General features: G+C 34.0%; 16 protein-coding genes and 1 tRNA gene. 4 read left to right on the forward strand and 13 right to left on the reverse strand.

Annotation, left to right across the window (positions count from 1 at the left end; translation table 11 throughout):
- The first annotated feature begins 1 nt into the window (after window position 1).
- Together nagB and Q8S25_RS08970 are read left to right on the forward strand one after the other, a co-directional pair.
- A complete protein-coding gene (gene nagB, locus Q8S25_RS08965) occupies window positions 2–1,918 on the forward strand; it encodes a glucosamine-6-phosphate deaminase (RefSeq protein ID WP_305536921.1) in 1,917 nt (638 codons plus the stop codon).
- Between the two features lie 15 nt (window positions 1,919–1,933).
- A complete protein-coding gene (locus tag Q8S25_RS08970) occupies window positions 1,934–2,554 on the forward strand; it encodes a phosphatase PAP2-related protein (protein ID WP_305536923.1) in 621 nt (206 codons plus the stop codon).
- Here Q8S25_RS08970 and Q8S25_RS08975 read toward each other — a convergent pair.
- The 12 genes from Q8S25_RS08975 to Q8S25_RS09030 form a co-directional block, all read right to left on the reverse strand.
- A complete protein-coding gene (locus Q8S25_RS08975) occupies window positions 2,547–3,470 on the reverse strand; it encodes a phosphatase PAP2 family protein (RefSeq protein WP_305536925.1) in 924 nt (307 codons plus the stop codon). The genes Q8S25_RS08970 and Q8S25_RS08975 overlap by 8 nt on opposite strands.
- Before the next feature lie 13 nt (window positions 3,471–3,483).
- Window positions 3,484–4,038 (reverse strand): DUF4833 domain-containing protein, encoded by a 555-nt coding sequence (locus Q8S25_RS08980; RefSeq protein WP_305536927.1) that lies wholly within the window; start codon window positions 4,036–4,038, stop codon window positions 3,484–3,486.
- A gap of 44 nt (window positions 4,039–4,082) precedes the next feature.
- The gene (locus Q8S25_RS08985) at window positions 4,083–4,814 is read right to left on the reverse strand and encodes a CDP-alcohol phosphatidyltransferase family protein (protein ID WP_305536929.1); all 732 of its coding nucleotides are present in this window, start codon (window positions 4,812–4,814) and stop codon (window positions 4,083–4,085) included.
- Window positions 4,815–4,858: 44 nt separating this feature from the next.
- Window positions 4,859–7,417, reverse strand: a complete 2,559-nt coding sequence (locus Q8S25_RS08990; RefSeq protein ID WP_305536931.1) for a DUF5686 family protein — start codon at window positions 7,415–7,417, stop codon at window positions 4,859–4,861.
- Between the two features lie 9 nt (window positions 7,418–7,426).
- Window positions 7,427–7,804, reverse strand: a complete 378-nt coding sequence (locus Q8S25_RS08995) for a GtrA family protein (protein WP_305536933.1) — start codon at window positions 7,802–7,804, stop codon at window positions 7,427–7,429.
- The gene (locus Q8S25_RS09000; protein ID WP_305536935.1) at window positions 7,798–8,250 is read right to left on the reverse strand and encodes a phosphatidylglycerophosphatase A; all 453 of its coding nucleotides are present in this window, start codon (window positions 8,248–8,250) and stop codon (window positions 7,798–7,800) included. The genes Q8S25_RS08995 and Q8S25_RS09000 overlap by 7 nt, the downstream gene beginning before the upstream one ends.
- Window positions 8,247–9,572, reverse strand: coding sequence for an inositol-3-phosphate synthase (locus Q8S25_RS09005; RefSeq protein WP_305536936.1), 1,326 nt, complete (start codon window positions 9,570–9,572; stop codon window positions 8,247–8,249). Before Q8S25_RS09005 ends, Q8S25_RS09000 begins: the two co-directional genes overlap by 4 nt.
- Before the next feature lie 23 nt (window positions 9,573–9,595).
- A complete protein-coding gene (locus tag Q8S25_RS09010) occupies window positions 9,596–10,183 on the reverse strand; it encodes a TetR/AcrR family transcriptional regulator (RefSeq protein WP_305536938.1) in 588 nt (195 codons plus the stop codon).
- A gap of 144 nt (window positions 10,184–10,327) precedes the next feature.
- Window positions 10,328–10,401, reverse strand: a tRNA-Arg gene (locus Q8S25_RS09015).
- Window positions 10,402–10,464: 63 nt separating this feature from the next.
- Entirely contained in the window at window positions 10,465–12,213 is a 1,749-nt protein-coding gene (locus Q8S25_RS09020; protein WP_305536940.1) for a hypothetical protein, read from the reverse strand.
- A gap of 8 nt (window positions 12,214–12,221) precedes the next feature.
- Entirely contained in the window at window positions 12,222–12,746 is a 525-nt protein-coding gene (locus Q8S25_RS09025; RefSeq protein ID WP_305536942.1) for a DUF4833 domain-containing protein, read from the reverse strand.
- A 49-nt stretch (window positions 12,747–12,795) separates the two neighbouring features.
- Window positions 12,796–15,468 (reverse strand): glycoside hydrolase family 3 C-terminal domain-containing protein, encoded by a 2,673-nt coding sequence (locus Q8S25_RS09030; RefSeq protein WP_305536944.1) that lies wholly within the window; start codon window positions 15,466–15,468, stop codon window positions 12,796–12,798.
- Window positions 15,469–15,540: 72 nt separating this feature from the next.
- Here Q8S25_RS09030 and Q8S25_RS09035 point away from each other — a divergent pair, with 72 nt between their 5' ends.
- Window positions 15,541–16,800: an aminotransferase class V-fold PLP-dependent enzyme gene (locus Q8S25_RS09035; RefSeq protein WP_305536946.1), complete on the forward strand. Its 1,260-nt coding sequence runs from the start codon at window positions 15,541–15,543 to the stop codon at window positions 16,798–16,800.
- On the opposite strand, the gene Q8S25_RS09040 is transcribed toward Q8S25_RS09035, so the two are convergent.
- A complete protein-coding gene (locus Q8S25_RS09040) occupies window positions 16,797–18,707 on the reverse strand; it encodes a TonB-dependent siderophore receptor (protein ID WP_305536948.1) in 1,911 nt (636 codons plus the stop codon). The genes Q8S25_RS09035 and Q8S25_RS09040 overlap by 4 nt on opposite strands.
- Window positions 18,708–19,224: 517 nt before the next feature.
- Between Q8S25_RS09040 and Q8S25_RS09045 the strand changes: the two genes are divergently transcribed.
- Window positions 19,225–19,894 (forward strand): YDG domain-containing protein (locus Q8S25_RS09045; protein WP_305536950.1); only part of this gene is annotated, 670 nt, incomplete at its 3' end.

The raw sequence follows: 19,894 nt of genomic DNA on the forward strand, positions 1-19,894 counted from the left end.
CATGCAAAACAAGTTAAATATGGTAGACTCATTTGAGAAGATAGAAGTGAAAATTTATCCAACCGCTTTAGAGGGTTCAGTTTATGCAGCCCAACAAATTGCCGATTTAATTAAACAAAAAGCTTCTAAAGGTGAAATGGTTGTATTAGGCATGGCAACTGGCTCTACCCCTATCAAAATGTACGCAGAGTTAGTAAGGATGCACCGAGAGGATGGATTGAGTTTTAAAAATGTAATCAGTTTTAATTTAGACGAATACTATCCAATAGATAAAGATGCATACCAAAGCTATTGGAGTTTTATGCATCGCAACTTATTTAACCATATTGATATTGATCCAAAAAACATTCATTTACCCAATGGGAATGCCCCAAAAGCGGAAATGAAAAATTACTGCGCTTCTTATGAACATGCAATAGAAGCTGCAGGAGGAATTGATTTACAAATTTTGGGGATTGGACAAAATGGACATATTGGGTTTAATGAACCTGGGTCGAGCATTTTGTCTAAAACAAGATTAGTGAATTTAGAAAACAGCACACGTTTAGCTAATTCATATGAGTTTGAAACCATTACTAAAGTTCCCAGATTGGCTGTTACAATGGGTATCAGCAGCATTTTAAAGGCTAAGAAAATTATATTATTAGCTTGGGGAAACAAAGCAAGTATTGTATCAAAATCGGTGGAAGGAAATGTAACAGAGAGTATTCCTGCGAGTATTTTACAGCAACACAACGACTGCACATTTGTTATAGACCAAGCAGCTTCAACAGAACTAACCCGAATTAAATCGCCATGGTTAACTGGGGATTGTGTGTGGACTAACGCCATGATTAAAAGAGCAGTAGTAAATCTTGCATTAAAGCTCAATAAATCGGTATTAAGCTTAACTAGCTTAGATTATACCGAAAATGGTTTGTCTGATTTATTAGTAGAACAAGATGATGCATACGAGATAAACCTACAAGTATTTTACATGCTAAGGGATACCATTACAGGATGGCCTGGTGGAAAACCCAATGCAGTTATTCCCGCTCACCCAGAAAGATCTGAACCACATCCTAAACGTTGTTTAATTTTTTCGCCACATCCAGATGATGATATTATAAGTATGGGTGGAACATTTATGCGTTTACACGATCAAGGTCATGAAGTACATGTAGCTTATCAAACAAGTGGAAACATTGCAGTAACAGACGAATTTGTTACCCGTTTTATAGACTTTGCTGTTGGCTTTGAAGAAATGTTTGGAATGGATAATAGCAAAAGTATAGAACAACTTTCCTCAGCCGAACAATTTATTTCTTCAAAGAAGAAAGACCAAATGGACACTAGAGAAATCAGGGCCGTTAAGGGTTTGATCAGAAGAGGTGAAGCCAAAGCAACCTGCAGATATGTAGGATTACCAGAAGGCCGTTGGCATTTTATGAATATGCCTTTTTACGAAACAGGCACCATTGAAAAAAAGCCGTTGGGCGAAGAAGATATTTTGATCACCATGGAATTGCTTAGGAAATTAAAACCCCATCAGGTTTATTGTGCGGGAGATTTAGCAGATCCTCATGGCACTCATAGGGTATGTTTAGAAGCCGTTTTTGAGGCCCTTAAGCGAATTAAAGCTGCCGGTGATGATTGGGTTAAAGACTGCTGGGTTTGGCTTTATAAAGGTGCATGGCAAGAATGGGATATTGCAGAAATTGAAATGGCCATTCCAATGAGTCCAGACCAAGTAAAGAAAAAACGTTTCGGGATATTTATTCATCAATCGCAAAAAGACATGGTTCCATTTCAAGGTGCTGACAATAGGGAGTTCTGGCAAAGAGCAGAAGACAGAAACGCAAATACAGCCAACTTATATGCTGAATTAGGCATGACCAAATATGCTGCCATGGAAGCATTTGTTCGTTGGCATTACTAGCCCTACTTTTGCCGAATGACTAAGATGCTTTGGAGCCAATATTTACGAAATAAATCATTTCGCAATAAGTTGGCAGGTGGATTGTTGTTACTGGTTTTATTAATTGCTTTCCTCCCCTATTATTTTGCTTTTATTGAATCTAGAAAAGGTATTGAATTAAATGACCTTGTTTTAGACTTCATACTAAGTGCCAATGTATCTATTCCAACATTTATTATTATATGGTCTTTAAGTTTGTGGTATTTAATAAAAAGTTTTAAAGACCCAGCATTAATGCTTTTAATTTTATGGGGATTTAATATTCTATCCATATCAAGAATAATCAGCATTTATTTGGTTCCTTTAGAGCCACCCAATAACTTAATAGAATTGATAGATCCAATTACCAACAGTTTTTATGGAGCAAAATTCATAACTAAAGACTTATTCTTTTCTGGCCATACAGCAACCCTTGTTTGTTTAGCATTGTGTTTAAGAAAAAAAAGAGATCAAGTTATCGTTTTTGTAGGGGCAATTATAGTTGGAATATTGGTATTGGTACAGCATGTACATTACACAATTGATGTAATTGCTGCATTTGTATTTCCTTTTCTTTTAGTACCAATAGCAAAAAGAATTTGCGCACCTTTTAACTAAGTGCTTTCACCGCTTTTTCAATTGCATTATGAACCCATCCTTTGGTATGTAATATTTTTTGAAATAACCAAATTCCAGAAAGTGCACAAACAATACCCGCAAGTACATCTAAAATATAATGGTGACTACTGTAAACAGCAGCAAACCAAATTCCAATTGTTATAGTAGCCAATAAAAAATTGATCCAACCCAACTTGTTGCGAATACCGTAATACAACACAATTAATGGATAAGATGAATGCAAAGAAGGCATAGCCGCAAAAACATTAGAGCTTTTCTCGTACAATCCTTTGAATATTTCTACGCCAAAATAGGCGTCGAACCTAGAAAGCCCAGCAGTATTGCCTTTTGTATGTTGAATAAAATCGAACCCATATTGCTGTACATACCATGGTGGGGCTGCGGGATATATATAATAAATGCAAAAGCCAAGTAAATTGACAAGTAAAAAAGTTAAAGAGAAATAGAAAAATTCCCTTTTTCTGTAAAAAAATAAAATACCAGCAAAAGTTAATGGAACTGGAATCCAACTTAAATAAAAAATACCCGCCATAATATCTAATGCAGTGGTATGTTGAAGTAACCAATATTCGTTGGGTGTAACAACAAAACCATTAAATGTAAATCCAAAAAAACTTTTTTCTAATTGATATAGTTCATTAATACTGACTGGATTGAACTCATAATTAGGAAAGGCTTTCATGTAATCGAAAATGATCCAGAAAACAATGAAAACAGTAAATCCTAAAATAAATTTTCTTGTTACAGCAGACAAATAATACATGAAATTAAAAAGCCCTACTAAAATCAACTGGTCCGTTTTAAACCCAATTAAAAAATAAGATAATAGTAAATAACCTACCGAAAAAAGTAGTACTAATAAAGATGCTTTTATCTTTTTTTTATTGATTGGCATAGTTGCGTTTCAATTAGGGTTTGAATCTTTCCATGATAGGCTTATTGTTGCTTGCCTCTTTCCCTTTCATTTCCACATAAGCTATATTGGGATTAAACAATGTACCGCCTGGATCTATCTTGATAAATATTCGTTTAATTTCCGATTCTTTATTATTAATAAGTGTATATAATTTATAGGTATTATCTAGAGCCGATTTCTTTAATATAAATTCCTTTTTCTTGTAAGCCACTAATTGAATGGTAAAGGTACCATCTTTGTTTTTCTTAGAAATGGTTCCATAAGCAAATGCTTTTTGAATAAAGTTCAAGTCTTTCTGCATACCTCCTTCTGGATAACGTATCCAAAAAACTCTTACTGGCGTTGACTCATCTAGCACCCCTTTTTCGTTGATATTTAAAGCATAAACAACCGTATTGGTATTGGTAGTTCTTTGCAAATAAAATAGCTGGTTTTTTATATTAACAGGAACAGGGAAAGTATCCTGCGGCTCAGTATTAATAGAAGTATTCGCATTCCCATTTATTTGCATTAAAACAAAACCAAGTAAAACATAAAACTTTCTCATTCTTCCGAAAATCATTTTCAATTTATCTTTAAATCAACACGCAATTAATCAACTTGTTTATTCTTGTCTTTTAAATCCAGCGCTGCTTTAGCATCAATCAACCTTTTAAAAGCGGTATAATTAGTAAGTATCGCCATAATAGTCAAAGGAATCGTAAATACAGAAATAGTCTCAAATATTTGCACGCTTGTTCCAGGTAAATAAACTTTGTACTCACCGCCAATAAAATACGAAGTAATGCCACATGCAATAGCAGTAACGCCAATGGTTATTACTCTTTCTGGCCTTTGCATTAAACCTTCTTTACATTCAACTCCTAATCCTTCAGCTCTTGCTCTGGTATAGCTTACCATCAAAGAACCAATCATAGCAATAAAAGCAAATAAGGAACTATAGAAATAATGATGAGAGATAAGGTAATAACATATGCCTAAAAATAATACTAACTCACTGTATCTATCTAATACTGAATCAAATAATGCCCCAAAAGAAGATGACATTTTTCCGAGCCTTGCTACTTGTCCATCCAACATATCAAAAACACCGGCAAATAAAACCATTGCCCCTGCCCAACCTATATAACTTAATTCCCCTCTATGGCCTTTCTCTGCTCCTTCAATAAAAATAGCTGTAACTAAAATATTCAATAACAAGCCAATTAATGTAACTGCATTGGGAGTTAATCCTAATTTGATTAAAAACTTAACCAGTGGGTTAATGACCACATAGATCATTTGTTGTGCTTTGTCTCTAAATTTGGGCTTTGGCTGGTTCATTAATAATTTTATTTAACGCATTCTTGAATAAGGACGAATTCAATTTAAAAATCAAACCTAAATCTTGTTCTAATCCCATAAGGTGATATGCCCGGATTGTCTAAATAACTCAATCTTTTTACAAAGTCTACCCTTAAAATATTCAATATATTTTCTACACCAACACTTGTTTCTATATATGGCTTCGCCGGATCTAAGGCAAAAGTTGAAGTAACCCCATTAATAGTTGGATAGGCAAACAAGGAAGGATTCAACACTGGATTGTTTTCATTTCTTACCCCCCCATATAAAATTTTAAAAGAAGCAACTTCTCTAAATTTCAACTTTTTTAATAATGGAATTCTATTAAAAACTATACCCATAAAATGCTGAACCCATGTAAATGATGCATAGCGATCACTTACAAATTCTAAGAAATTCATCATATTGTAAGAGTTCAACTGATAGGCAAAAGTTTGGTTGGCTCTATGCACCGTTAACAAAGGAAAAGGAACTTGACCAAATGTATAACCGCCTTCTAATGTAGCATCTGCATAACCCAATCTGCCCATGTAATTACGCTTCTCTATTCTTAAATCAAGTTTTTGGTAATTGTATTGTCCACCCAAAAATCCTTTAACACCAGCAGCGGCACTTAATGTAAAAATGGGGTATTTTGTAAAAATGGGTATACGATAAATTTTACCCTGATAGAATTTTTCATTGGGCGCCCATCTTACTTGAGCATTTAACTCTGTAGTAATTACATTTTGAATGTTTTCAGGAATACCATTATTGCTTTTAGTATAAGTCAAAATTCCTGCAGGTTGTTGATGCCAATTTTTAAGCCCAATACTATAAGAAAATCTGCTCTTGAATTCTTTTACAAATTCAGCCTGATAAATATTGTTATACAACCAACGTTCATTATTTCCTCTTTTAAATGAAAGTAGGAAGTTGTCTTCTTGTACAAACTCTAAATCTTGACCAGGAATCTTGGTATCACTTTGGGCACTAATCCTGATATAATTCATTGGAAAAGTATAGATAGACTTATTATTGAGTGAATAAGTTGCACTTAAAAAACCTTTCCATTGTTTATCATTAAAACCATATGCACCATATGTTTCAAAATACAAACGCTTACTCATTGCCGGGGTAGTTCTACCGCCAACACGCAAACGGAATCCTTCTACTGGATTAAAACTATAGAAAGTATTTACTGGTCCAATTTCTACAGGTCCTAAATTTCCGTAACCAGCAAATAATAAAGTAAACAATGCCATGGTTCTTCTAAATGAAGGCATTTTTTCTAAACTATCAATATTGCTGTAAACTTTAGATTCAGGAACAGTCAAAGGGTTATGTCTTTTAGCTATCCAAAAACTATCAGGCATTTTTGTAATTACTTCGTCATTTCTAACTATTGAAGGGCCTTGATATAAACTATCCGGCCGTTTATTGTTGGTTGTAAATCCTTTGTATGAAACAGTACGTTCCCCAAAAAAACCACCACTAGTACTGCTTTTACTTAAACCCATATCTGCCATCAGATTACTCTTAACTAAATGATAGCGTTTATCTTCTCCCCTTTCAAAATCTAAATCAGCATACAATTCTTTGACCCAATTGATATTTGCATTTCTGCTGATAAACATATTAATTTTCTGGACAGCATAATTTCCATCTAAAGTGATGTACATATTACCTCTAAAAAGTAAGTCATTCGTGTTACGTGGAGTAAAATACATTTTCACCAACTTGGTTCCATACTCATCTGTAATGGTATCCCGTATATAATACATATAGAAAGTTGGAGCGGCATTAGCGATGGGGCTCAAAAATTGATAAGCGAATATGGGAATATTATTTTCATAGATATCAATGTTTTCGTATAAACGATTTAATAAAGAACTTAACCCTTCATTATCAATATAGCTTCCGTAGTTAACTTTTTTCTCCCCTAAAATAAAAGACTTAGTTGCAGAAGGGTCTTTTCGCAAATATTGTTTTGAAAGACGCTCCTCCATATAAATAGGCATCAAAATTTTGCCATTCAATTTAGAACTATCTCTGTTTTCAAATAAGAAATTATACTTTTTAAGAAATTTAGAATTAGTGACTTTATCGTTTGAATTACTTAATGCGGCCTGAATTTTTTCGTATTGTTCATATTCCACGTAATCATAACTGGCTGTTCTATTATTTTCTCTATTTTCAATAACATTACGAATCAACTCAACAGCTGGATTGTCTTTGTTTCTATATTTAGCTCGTTTATTTGTACTAACTGTTACATTAGTTAGTAGCGCAGGATCTGGGCCTAATTCAATATTTATTTCCTGCATTTTGTACCTACCAACGGTAAATTGTACTTGCCTAAAACCTACCGATGACACTACAACTTTATTGATGGACGTATTGGTAATAATCATATAGCGGCCTAAGCTATCTGTAACCACTCCTCTACCTTTTAAAAAAAACACACTAACCCCTTGTAAAGGACGTTTGGTGAGTGAGTCAACTACAATCCCCTTAACAACCGTTTCTTGTGCACTGATTGTGGTTATAAATAGCATCATTAATAATGAAGCAAATATTTTAAAACCTATTTTGTCTTTCATAGACCCTATTTATTTAAAAACGTATTTACCTTGTAATAAGTAATTGTAAAAAAAACCTACTAAAAGGGATATTAATATTTTAGAAAAAATATAATTGGCATGAATTAAGTTGATCATAAATGCCATACCGACTATATTCAAAAAAAAACTACCAATCCAAACCAATAAATAGCGAAATGCTTGTTTAGGAATTGGAGATGATCCTGCTTTAAATACCCAATTCCTACCCAACAAAAAATTTACTACCCCACCAGTAATTGTACCAATAGCAGCAGCAACAATTGCCAACAAATGAATTACTTCAACCAAAAAAACAGTTACAGCAAAGTCAGTAGCAGATGCAATAAGCGATGAAGCTTGGGCTTTTATGAAAACAGGCTTTACCATATATTAAAGTAGATTAATAATTGTAAAACAACATTGCTATAGATGCCAGCTAATACATCGTCACCCATTACACCCCAACCCTTTGGCCAATTTTCTAGCTTATGAATTAATAATGGCTTTGTAATGTCAAAAAATCGAAACAAGATTAAAGCCACTAGTAGATTTACTTCAGTGATAGGAACAAACAATAAAGAAATCATCATCCCAGCAACTTCATCAATAACCACTTTGCTGCTGTCTTTACCCCAACTAGCTTCTACTTGATTAGCACCCCATACACCATATAGTGTAACTAGTATTGTTATTAGAATAGTAAGCAAAGAATTGGGCTCGGCTATTGCAACAAACCATATAAAGCATGTTGCAATAGCTGCCACGGTTCCGCCCCCCTTTGAGATAAATCCAATCCCAAAAAAGCTGGTCAGTATTTGGTGTAATTTTATCATAGAGCTTCCACAACATCTTGGTAATAATCTAGTCCAAGATGTGTGATTAAATCTTCACCCATAATATGACGCAAAGTATTTTGCAACTTAATAAGTTGTTTGAATATATCATGCTCTGGTCTTAACCCTGGTAATGTTTGTGGAGACTTAAAGTAGAAAGATAACCACTCTTGTATTCCACTCATATTCGAACGCTTAGCTAAGTCCATAAACAAAGCAAGATCTAATACAATTGGAGCAGCTAAAATAGAATCGCGACACAAGAAGTTGATCTTGATTTGCATGGAATAACCCAACCAACCAAAAATATCAATATTATCCCAACTCTCTTTATTGTCACCATGAGGAGGGTAATAGTTAATTCTAACTTTATGGTATAAATCTCCATATAAAGCAGGATTAATTTCAGGTTGTAATATATCTTCTAATACACTTAGTTTAGATACTTCTTTAGTTTTGAAATTATCTGGATCATCTAATACTAAACCATCTCTATTGCCTAAAATATTAGTGGAAAACCACCCTCTAATTCCTAAAGCTCTTGCATGTAAACCAGGAGCTAAAACGGTCTTCATTAAAGTTTGGCCAGTTTTAAAGTCTTTGCCTGCAATGGGAGTTTGGGTTTGTTTTGCCAATTCCTCTAAAGCAGGTATATCAACTGTTAAGTTGGGCGCACCATTAGCAAATGGTATACCTAACTTAAGAGAAGCGTAAGCATAAATCATACTTGGAGCAATAGCGGGGTCACTATTATGTAAACCAGCTTCAAAAGCTTCAAGTGTTTCATGAACAGCAGAAGTTTCAATATATTTCTCAGTTGAACCACACCATACAATCACCACTCTTGAGCATCCATTGTCTTTTTTGAACTGCTCTATATCATTAATTACTTGCTCTGCAAGATCGTATTTAGACTTCCCTTCTTTTATATGAGTACCATCTAAATTCTTTACATACTCACGATCAAAAACAGCTTTCATTGGCTTAATTGCTTCCAATTCTGGCTTAACTGCGTGCAACAACATTGGCTCTAATACTTTTGCGTTTGCAGCAGCTTCAAAAACATTGTCTGCATAGACATCCCATCCACCAAAAACGATATCCGTTAAATTTGCCAAAGGCACAAAGTCTTTAATTAAGGGATAACGATTCTCTGTTCTTTTCCCAAGACGAATATTTCCCATTTGGGTTAAAGCACCAACTGGCTGAGATAAGCCTTTATTTACTGCAATTACACCAGCTATCATGGTTGTACCTACGGCACCTAAACCAGGAATCAAGATGCCCAATTTCCCTTCTGCAGGGGCGATGTTTTGTTTCATATTCTGTGTTCTTTTATATTGTACTATTTATTCTTTAATCCATTTACCATCAGATTAGAAATTGCACCAATTCGATGCTCCAATCCAATCAATTTATCATTAAAAAAATCACGCTCGATGCCTCTGATACTACTAACCACTACAGAGGGTAATAAATCCATCTCCTGTTCAAGCGCTTTATTAAACTCACCGCTGTTGATGCCGAATTCTAAAATGGACTTAATCAGGTTGATTTCCTTTTGAGAATATTCATTAAACAAACCTTTCGCGCATGAAGCGTGTTCAACAAAATCACCACATACCAAGCGATATAAGTTCAACATATTGCTAAGCACCTTAATTCTAGTGACAGCAAAAATCTTTAATTTTTCTTCGGCAGAATGGACTGTTTCAACGGCAAATTGGGTTTGAATAAAAACCTCTTGAAGTTCTTTTTGGAGTACTTCCTCAAAAATTTGCTCCTTACTTTGATAATAATAATAAAGGGTGCTTTTACCCTTGCCTAAAGCTTTGGCAATATCTTCCATAGTGGTTTTCTTAAGACCATAGGTTTGGAATAGCTTCTGTGCCTCCCGAATAATGTCTTCTTTGAAAATCTCTTCTTTTACCATAAACTTTTAGACCAAAATGGTTTTATGGTCCAAAATTACTACAATTCCGTGGAAACAACCTCTTAAGAAAAACTTAATATTAGATTTTACAATAAAATGACGAATAAAAAAAGCCACCATAACAGTTGTTACAGTGGCTTTGAGTGACCGCGTTAGGATTCAAACCTAAAACCTTCTGATCCGTAGTCAGATGCTCTATTCAGTTGAGCTACGCAGCCATACCCCTAAGGGGCTGCAAATATAATCCAAACATTAATATTCTCAAAATAAGTTGTAGACTTTTACTCAACTATCCATTCTTTTCTAATTAAATCTCCGTTTTGCTTCACGCCTTCTATAATTATTCGATGCTTTTTGCTTCTATCATTATTATAATAAATAATTCGTTGATCAGGGCTATCATGATTCAAATGTATAGTTGGTACCCATAAAAGAGTTTTGCGTTTATCTATAACAGCTCTCTTTTTTTCAGAAGAATAATCAGGCGATAAATAAGGAAAAGGGTTAGTATAACCTTGCAGCATAAATCTAGTAAGCTTAGATTTTTTAGGAACATAATCTGCTTCATCTCCTTGCTTTGTGTAAACAGCAATAGCACCATTGGGTGCCCCCATTCCAGCACCCAGAAATGGAGGCCTAAAAACTTTGATATAGGCAATATCAGCCATTGGCAACTGCAATAACGCATCCACTGAAACAGGAACTTGATTCAGAAAAAACTTAATCTGATCTTGGTTTGACCTCCAAGAAAACTTAGGGGTGCCAAATATTCCCGACTCTTCTTCTTTTCGTCCAGCGGTTACAGCAGAGTCAATTGCCTGGGTAGATGTAGCACTTTGAAAAAATATTTGCAACCCAGGCACTTTCCCTTGCAAAAAATGAAATAAGGTAGGAAATGATCGTACGTTCGGTAACATCATGTTAAAATCTATTGCATCGCCCCCTTTAAAAAGTCCTGTAGCATATTTGTCTTCAAGTAGCTCAAGTGCAGATTTGGATTTGGCATAAACCACCACTTCATTCTCATCTTGCTTTTGATAATTCGTCCAGCTTGCTTGTTTTACCCTAGGATAAAATACAGGTAAGGAATCCAAAAAATTAAATGCATATAAAGGGGCTGTTTTAAATAAGCCTAATTGTTGGTAAGACAATTCAATCTTTTGGTTTCGCTTCCCTCTATAATCCAATTGCAAAGACAATTGTGCAGAATCAGTAAATATTAACCTATCAATTGAAAAACTGCCATCTGAAGCTAATGGCACTTGATCTATTATAGGCATTTGCCCTCTTTTAAATAATGAAAAAACCAAGTTCGCATTCTCGGAATTCAAATCAGCTAATTTAAGTTGACCTCTCACTTGAACAAAAGCATCATAGTAATCTGACTTGGGATGTTGACTAGTTAAGTTGGGACTTTTAAAATGTTGAAGAATGTTGTACATAGGTGGTTCAAAACTTTCCTCTTCAGTAATAGAAAGGGATAAATTCATAAAATCCTTCCCCTTATTTTCTATAAGCCATTCATTTCTTCCTTTAGTACTAAATGATGAAAACACTTTTTTTACCGTGATTGCTTCATCAGATTGCAACTTTACTGAATTCGAGTTAATACTCTCTGGAATTTGCTTTTGACTGAAATTAGATTTTTGGTTTACAAAAATAATTTGATCAGAAAACTGATAATTGGGTAATAGCTTTAAATTCTCTAGTGTGTACATTCGCATACGCAAAAAAGCAAATGGATAATCAACTGGAATTTCAAAACTAGCTTCAGCTCCGCCAAATTTGGTAAGATATATTTGATGAACCAACAAAGTTCCTTCGGCTGTATACCAGTCAACATAAATATTCAATGGCTGCATATGCAAGCCTTTGGAAGATCGAACATAAATTTTACTATAGATACGTTCCTTTATATTAAAAATGGATTGATTATGCTGTGCATATAATGCAACTGGCAAATTTAATTGGGCTTCAGCAGATAATATAAAGCATAAAAAAATGGAAGTATATAATAATTTAAAAGACATAATAATATTTATGACGGAACAAATCGAAAGCTCGTTTTGTTACCGTAATTATCGAACCCGTAAAATAAAACATACTCAAGTTTAGGATTAAAATCACTTCGACCCTCTTTCATTTTAAGGAACATTCGAGTTAAAATTATTGTTTGATTATTTACAGTTGTTTCAACAAATGCCTTACCATCCTGCCCTATTTTCATTATTAATTGAAAGCCTGAATAAGCAACCAACTTTAGCTTATAAATATTCTGCGAAATTTTAGACGCCTCTATTCCATAAGCCAATTTACGCTGAAAAGTTGTTAATGATTTTTTTATTCCACCTTCAGTGTATACTATTCTATATATATTAACCGGCTCTTTTTCGTTTAAATAATTGGGAAGTAAAAAATTAGCATCATATACATAGGTATTGAAATTTTTACTATGCTGAATATAAAATAATCTATTCTCCGTTAATGGAGGTGTAGGATAGTTATCTTGAGCGAATAAATTAAACATTAAAAAAAAAGCAGAAAAAATTAAAAAGAATCTCATTAACAATTTTTGTTTTGTTAAGTTACGAAAATGGTAGATTCTTTGAGCTTTATTTTATAGTATATATAAGGTTCTTTTTCAACAATAGTTCTTTACTATTTGGGCCAATCATTATTCTAAATACACCCGCTTCAGAAACTTGCTCACCGGCTTCATTTATTAATGACAGCATAGTTTTATCAACATCAAATTCAACCGTTTTCTTTTCACCGGGTTTCAATTGTACTCTACTAAAAGCTTTTAAAGATAGAACTGGTGTTGCAACAGAAGACAATTCATCTCTCATATACATTTGTACAACTTCATCGCCTAACTTATTACCTATATTAGTGATATCTAGGCTAACTTTAATTGTATCATTCCCACTCAATATGTCTTTAGTAAACGTCAAATTACTGTATTGAAATTTGGTATAACTTAACCCATATCCAAATGGGAATAATGGCTCTCCACTTAAATCATTGTAATCGTCTCCCCTTCCAGTAGGTTTATGGTTATACACCAACGGTAATTGTCCTTCAGATTGTGGGAAACTGATTGGCAATCTTCCCGCAGGATTTTCATCCCCATAAAGTAGTGCTGCAATTGCGTTACCAGCCTCTTCGCCTGGATACCACACCATCATAACTCCATTAACTTTATCTATCCATTTTTGCATGGTTATGGCACTTCCGCCAACTAATAAAACCACTACAGGCTTACCAGTGGCAGCAACTGCTTGTATTAAATCTTCTTGATTTCCCGGTAACCTAAGTGAAGATCTATCTTGAAATTCCCCCTCGCTAATTCCTGCTACAATAATGTTGACATCAACTTTTTTTGCTAATTCAACTGCTTGTTTAATTTTCGTGACTGAACTATCCATTAATGATTGCTTCCATAAAAACTTAATTTTACCATTCCCCTTAGATTCAAAAAACTCTACTTTCAATGCATAGCTTTTCCCTTTTTCTAATTGAATTTTGGTTGTTGCTCTTCTATAAGAAACTTTAGCCCATTGATTAATTAATAATTGGTTATTTACATAAAGCCTGTAGCCATCATTCCCTTCTAATCCAAGTTCATATATGCCTGTTTTATCGGGTGTTAAAAAACCTGTATACCTGATTGAATAGTGATCTGACGCTATACTACTATCAGGAGACATGAACGTATATGATTCATTTATTACGCTTACTTGTCTAGTTTTTCGTAGTGATTCACCTGGCGTTAATGAACTAAAATATTCAGCTGTTAGCCCTTTATTTTTAAATGCAGCATCTATAAATAGATTAGCATCTGAAACAAGAGAAAATGTTTCAGAATTAATGCTTGCCCCTTCAGCATAAAATATTTGCTGACCCCGATTAGCTCTTCTTCTTAATCCTTCCAATATATTCACTATACCATTTCCTGGTCCACTATATCCACCTAAACGAGCATCAATTGCCTCTTTTCCAAAAACTGCAATCTTTTTAATCTCACTATTCAATGGCAATATATTGTTTGAATTCTTTAATAGAACTGTTCCTTTAACAGCTGCTACCTTAGCAATTGATTTATGCTTTGTGGCGTTCACCCATTCTGAAGCAATTGTTTCGTCTACATAAGGATTGTCAAAAAGTCCTAACTGAAATTTTACCGTTAATACTCGAGCTACAGCATCATCAATTCGTTCTTGTGAAATTGTTCCATCTAAAAATGGCGGAATAAATAATTTGTAGTGGTCATAATTGGTTTGAAAAATAACATCCAATCCATTTATTAATGCAGCTGCTCCTGATGCTGGATAATCTTTGGTTGTATGGTGCAAAACGGTAGTACCACCAACTGCTCCTGCATCTGAAATTACAAAACCTTTAAACCCCCATTCTTGTTTTAGTTTTTTATTTAAAAGCCAATTATTAGCTGAACTCGCAGCCCCATTTACTGAATTGTATGAAGTCATTATAGACCTTGCCCCTATATGTTGAACAGCATGTTTAAATGGAGGAAAATGCACTTCATTTAAAAAAGACTCACTCAGCTCAATGGGATAACTATCCCTTCCACCATCACCAACATTAGCAATAAAATGCTTGGGTGTTGTAACTATACCTGCTGTTTCAAAACTACGCAAATAGGCAGCAGCCATTTGTGTTACTAAAAAAGGATCTTCTCCATATGTTTCTTCTGTCCTACCCCACCTTACATCGGTAGCTATATTAAGCACGGGAGAAAGTATATCACGTATACCTCTGGCTTTGGTTTCAATGGCAATAGCTGCAGACACAGCTGTCATGAGCGATGTATCAAAGCTTGCTGCCAAAGCAATTGATTGTGGAAATGCAGTTGCCCCATTTCTAACTAAACCATGTAATGCTTCGTCAAAAGGAATAAACGGAATTCCTAATCTAGTTTCATTGACGAAATATCGTTGTATTTGATTAATTTTTTGAGCAAGCAATAAAGCATTTTCTCTGGTATTGTATTGCACTAATTGTTCCCCAACTCCAGTTTGTGAAGACACGGCACTTACTTGGAAGCCAAAAATACCATTCTTATATAAGCCCGGATTAGTGCCTAAGTCACCGGGAATCATAAATAGTTGCCAGAATTTTTCTGTGGGAGTCATCCGCTTAATTAAATCAGCTACCCGCTGTTCAGTTGTATAAACAGGGCTTTTGTAAATAGGTAATGCTTGTGCATTTACTAAATCAATTCTGTTGTAGAAAAAAAATGCAATAAATAAGAAAACTCTCATGGAATGAAATTAAGGAAAACATGAATGCACAATGATTTATAATCTTAACTTCAGTATTCATATATTTTTTTTATGCACAAAAGAACCTTTTTAAAAAGTATCACGTTAGCAGGATTGGGTTTGCCACAGTTAGGAAAATCAATGACAACCAATTTTGAAATCAATCCAATTGGCCCAGCAGCTATTGTAAGTAAAGATGAAAACTTTTGGAAATCAGTTCGTAGCTTATATAAAATAAAACCCGATTATATTAATCTGGAAAGTGGCTATTACAATATGCTTCCAGAAGAAACACTAACTAATTATTTGTCCATTATTAAAGAAGTGAATTACCACGCTTCTTTTTACATGCGAACCAGACAATTCAAAGAGCGTGCAGCTCAAAATAAATTAATTGCTCAGTTTTTAGGAGGTACCGAAGAAGAAATTGTTTTAACTAGAAATACAACAGAATCTTTAGACTTAGTCATCAGTGGTTATCCATGGAAATCAGGAGATGAAGCCATTTTTGCAGAACAAGATTACGGTGCTATGATTGATATGTTTAAACAAGTAGCGAATAGGTATGGAGTTGTAAATAAAATGGTATCTGTTCCTAATATTCCGAAGACGGATGAAGAAATTGTAGCAGTTTATGAAAAAGCAATTACCAACAAAACAAAATTGATTATGATTTGCCATATAATCAATATTACAGGTCAAATATTACCTGTAAAAAAGATTTGCGATATGGCACACAAGTACGGTGTAGAAGTCATGGTAGATGGAGCACATGCTGTTGCTCAAATTCAATTTAATATAAAGGAATTGGGGTGCGATTATTATGGTGCAAGTTTACACAAATGGCTGGCAGTACCATTGGGTGTTGGCGTACTCTATGTTAAAAAAGAACATCAATCTAAAATATGGCCATTGATTGCAGAAAATGAATCTGTAAAAGGTATTAATCGTTTAAATCATTTTGGAACCAACCCTGTACATACCTATTTAGCATTGCAATTTGCCATTGATTTTCATAATAAATTAGGTGCAGCAAATAAAGAAGAACGCTTAAGGTATTTACAAGAATATTGGACTTCAAAAATTGCTACGACACCCAATATTATTTTAAATACTCCTACTGAAAGTAAACGGTCTTGTGCTATTGCCAATGTGGGCATAAAGGGATTAAAGCCAGCTGATATGGCAGAAACCCTGCTTAAGAAATACAATATCTATACAGTAGCTATAGATGGTGCTGGCGTGCATGGATGCAGAATTACGCCTAATGTATTCACCACATTAGAAGAGTTGGATAAATTTGTAACTGCATTAAAGGAAATGGCAGCTTAATTAAAAAATAATCTTGCGCCAGCTTGCAACCACCTTCCCGGTAAAGGTGCTCCTATAAAATCATTGATGGTGCTATTGAATAAATTATCAGCTTGAATAAATACAATATGTTTTACTTTATTAAATCGAAAATTTATTTTAGCGTTCATTACAAAATAGTCGTTACTAATAGGAAGTAAAATTGGATTGGCAGTTTGTCCATTTCTACTTTTATATAAACCTGTTAAATTAAAATCAATTTGTTTGGTTGAAAATGTGGTTGCAAAATTTGCCAAAAATTTTGGAGCCGATGAAAGATAAAAACTCAACGGCCCATTTTTATTTTTTGTATTTATCCAAATGAATCCAGACTTGATTTTTATTGAATTTGTTGCATTCATTTTTTTATCCAACAAATAATCCACTTCAATTCCATCAACTTGTATATTACTTTGATTTTTAGCCAACAAATAATTTCCAGCAACTACTAAATTTTCTTTTCTTGGCATATCTGCGTAAGGAGTAAGTGTCCAATCAATTAAATCCCTGCTATTTCTGCTGAATGCACTGAACGAAATTTTACTATCGGCAGTTGTAATCCAATCGAAACCAACCTCATAATTAAAACTCTTCTCAGGATTTAAATTAGGATTACCAATTGAGCCACTTCGTATACCTGTTCTATTATAGTTGTTATACAATTCAGTAAAGTCAGCATTTCTATAAGCATACCCTGCACTTGCTCTTAACTGTAATTGATTCAACTGATACGACAAGTTCATTTGCGGAATAAATATCCATCCCCCATTTGATGCATATTCTGTTCTTAAAGAAGTATTCGCAATCAATTTTTTATTAAATATTTGTTGCCAAATTCCATATACTGCAAATTGTTGAACCGTATGATTACCGCGATCGTTTGAACGAATATTTCTTCCTATATACTGTGCACCAATAGTGTACTTAGTTTGATCACTTTGATTGCGCAAATACAAACTATTCAATTGAAATAAATTAGAAAAGCTTGAGTTGGCAGAAGATATAGAACTGAATTGGTAATTGTCTTCCGTATTTTTAAAGCCCGCATATATGATGACTTGATCTTTATTTTTTTGGTACTGCGCATTAAATTGATTCCAAAATATTTTCACTCGCTCTACTGCTGTATCAGACGCAAACGATGTATAGAAATTTTGTGCAGCAAATTCTCTATCATTGTATGCTGTTCTAAAAGCGGTTTCCCAATATTTATTTTTTTTACTGTAAGCCAATGAAAATGCTTGTTCTTTCATATAGCCTGAAATTCCTCTCTGCTGAGGACCATCGGCACTATTTCTTAATGCAGAAACTTGAAATTGTTGATTGTTTTTGTTGGAACTAAAATATCCTGAAGTGCTCAATAAACCCAAATCACCTGTTGCCAATTGTACTACCCCATTATTACCTGTTTGTTTTTTTTGTGAAAAAGTTTTGGTTGTGATATAGATAACTCCACCAACCGCATCAGAACCAAAAATTCCGGAAGATGCCCCTTTTAAAATTTCAATCTTTTCAATTTCATCTAAGACTACGGGAATATACCCACTAAAATGCCCTGTATTAGGATCATTCAATCTTAGTCCATCTAAAATGACTAATACTTGTTGAAAAGTACCTCCTCTCATACTGATATCGCTTTGTGCGCCAAATGCTCCTCTACTCTGCACATCTATCCCAGGCAAGAATCGCAATAATTCATCTGGTGTTCTAACAGGAAGTTGAGCAATGTCTTTTGCGGTAATAACTGTAATATTTCTACCAGTTTTAGAAGCCCTTGTTTCATAAAATGAGCTTGTTACTGTTATTGGATCTAGCTGAGAGCCAAAATCTTGGGCAATTGACTGCTTAAATAATAATGAAGTAAGTAGAATAAATAATAATTTCCTCAAGGGGACTGGTTTAAGAAGACAAATCTAAGTGCTATAACTATTCAAACTTGAAATATGCAGGTCTTGACCAAATTGTGACATTTGATTGAATATTAAAAAACATTTAAAAAAGTTATCCACATTTTTTTTATCCTTTTTTGAGATAGTTTGGTTTCCAAGATTTTGTTTTCTTAATGTTTTAGCAATTCGTCTAATAGAGTATTAAAATTTAATCGCTTGATAATGAATATTTTATATTTATTGTAATACTAGTGCAACAACACTAATATCAAACACATAGCCATTTTTTATTCTATAACAAGCTTAGTCTAGATTTAAACCAAAATTCCCAAAATGAGAAATGTTGATTTTTTGATACCAAATGAGGAATTGATTACAATTTTTAGAAATGTTTAACTACTTTTATGTTCATATCTGTGTTCATTTTATACCAGCGATCCGTATCCCCCTAACTATTTTCTGGTTTTTTTGAACATATTAATTATTGATATGAATATTTTAAACAAAAACTAGGCTCATGAAATCAAAAATTTTACTCAAAATTTTGATGCCCTTTTTTCTTCTGTTTGTTGGTAATGTTTTGATTGCTCAAAGTATTACTCCATCAGGTTCTATTACAGCTTTTACTGCTACGTATGGATCTGCATCAGGGGAACAAACTTTTACTTTTACTGCTACAGGATTAACAGCTTCCTCTCCTGTTACAATTACTGCACCTACTAACTTTCAAGTTTCTTTGACTTCAGGAAGTGGTTTTGGTTCTTCAGTTGTTGTAAACACGGACGGATCAGGCGATGTTACCCCTGCTGTAACCATTTACGTATTAATGCCAAGTGGTATAAATGCTGGAAGTGTTACTGGAGGTAATATTACATTGGCAGAAGGTGCAACAAATAATACAGTTGCAATTCCTACAAGTACTGTTAATACCAAAATTTTAACCATTTCTGGTTTAACCGCAAGTAATAAAGTATACAATGCAACTAATGCTGCATCTTTAACAGGAACTGCTGCCTTAGTTGGTGTTGAAACTGCTGATTTGGCTGATGTATCTTTAGCTGGAACTGCTACTTCAACTTTTGCTGATGCAAATGTGGGTACTGGTAAAGCGGTAACTGTAACTGGATACACATTATCTGGTTCTGCTGCTACTAACTATTCTCTTACTCAACCTGCTGGCTTAACAG

The organism is Sediminibacterium sp. (genome assembly GCF_030695065.1).
GTDB lineage: Bacteria > Bacteroidota > Bacteroidia > Chitinophagales > Chitinophagaceae > Sediminibacterium.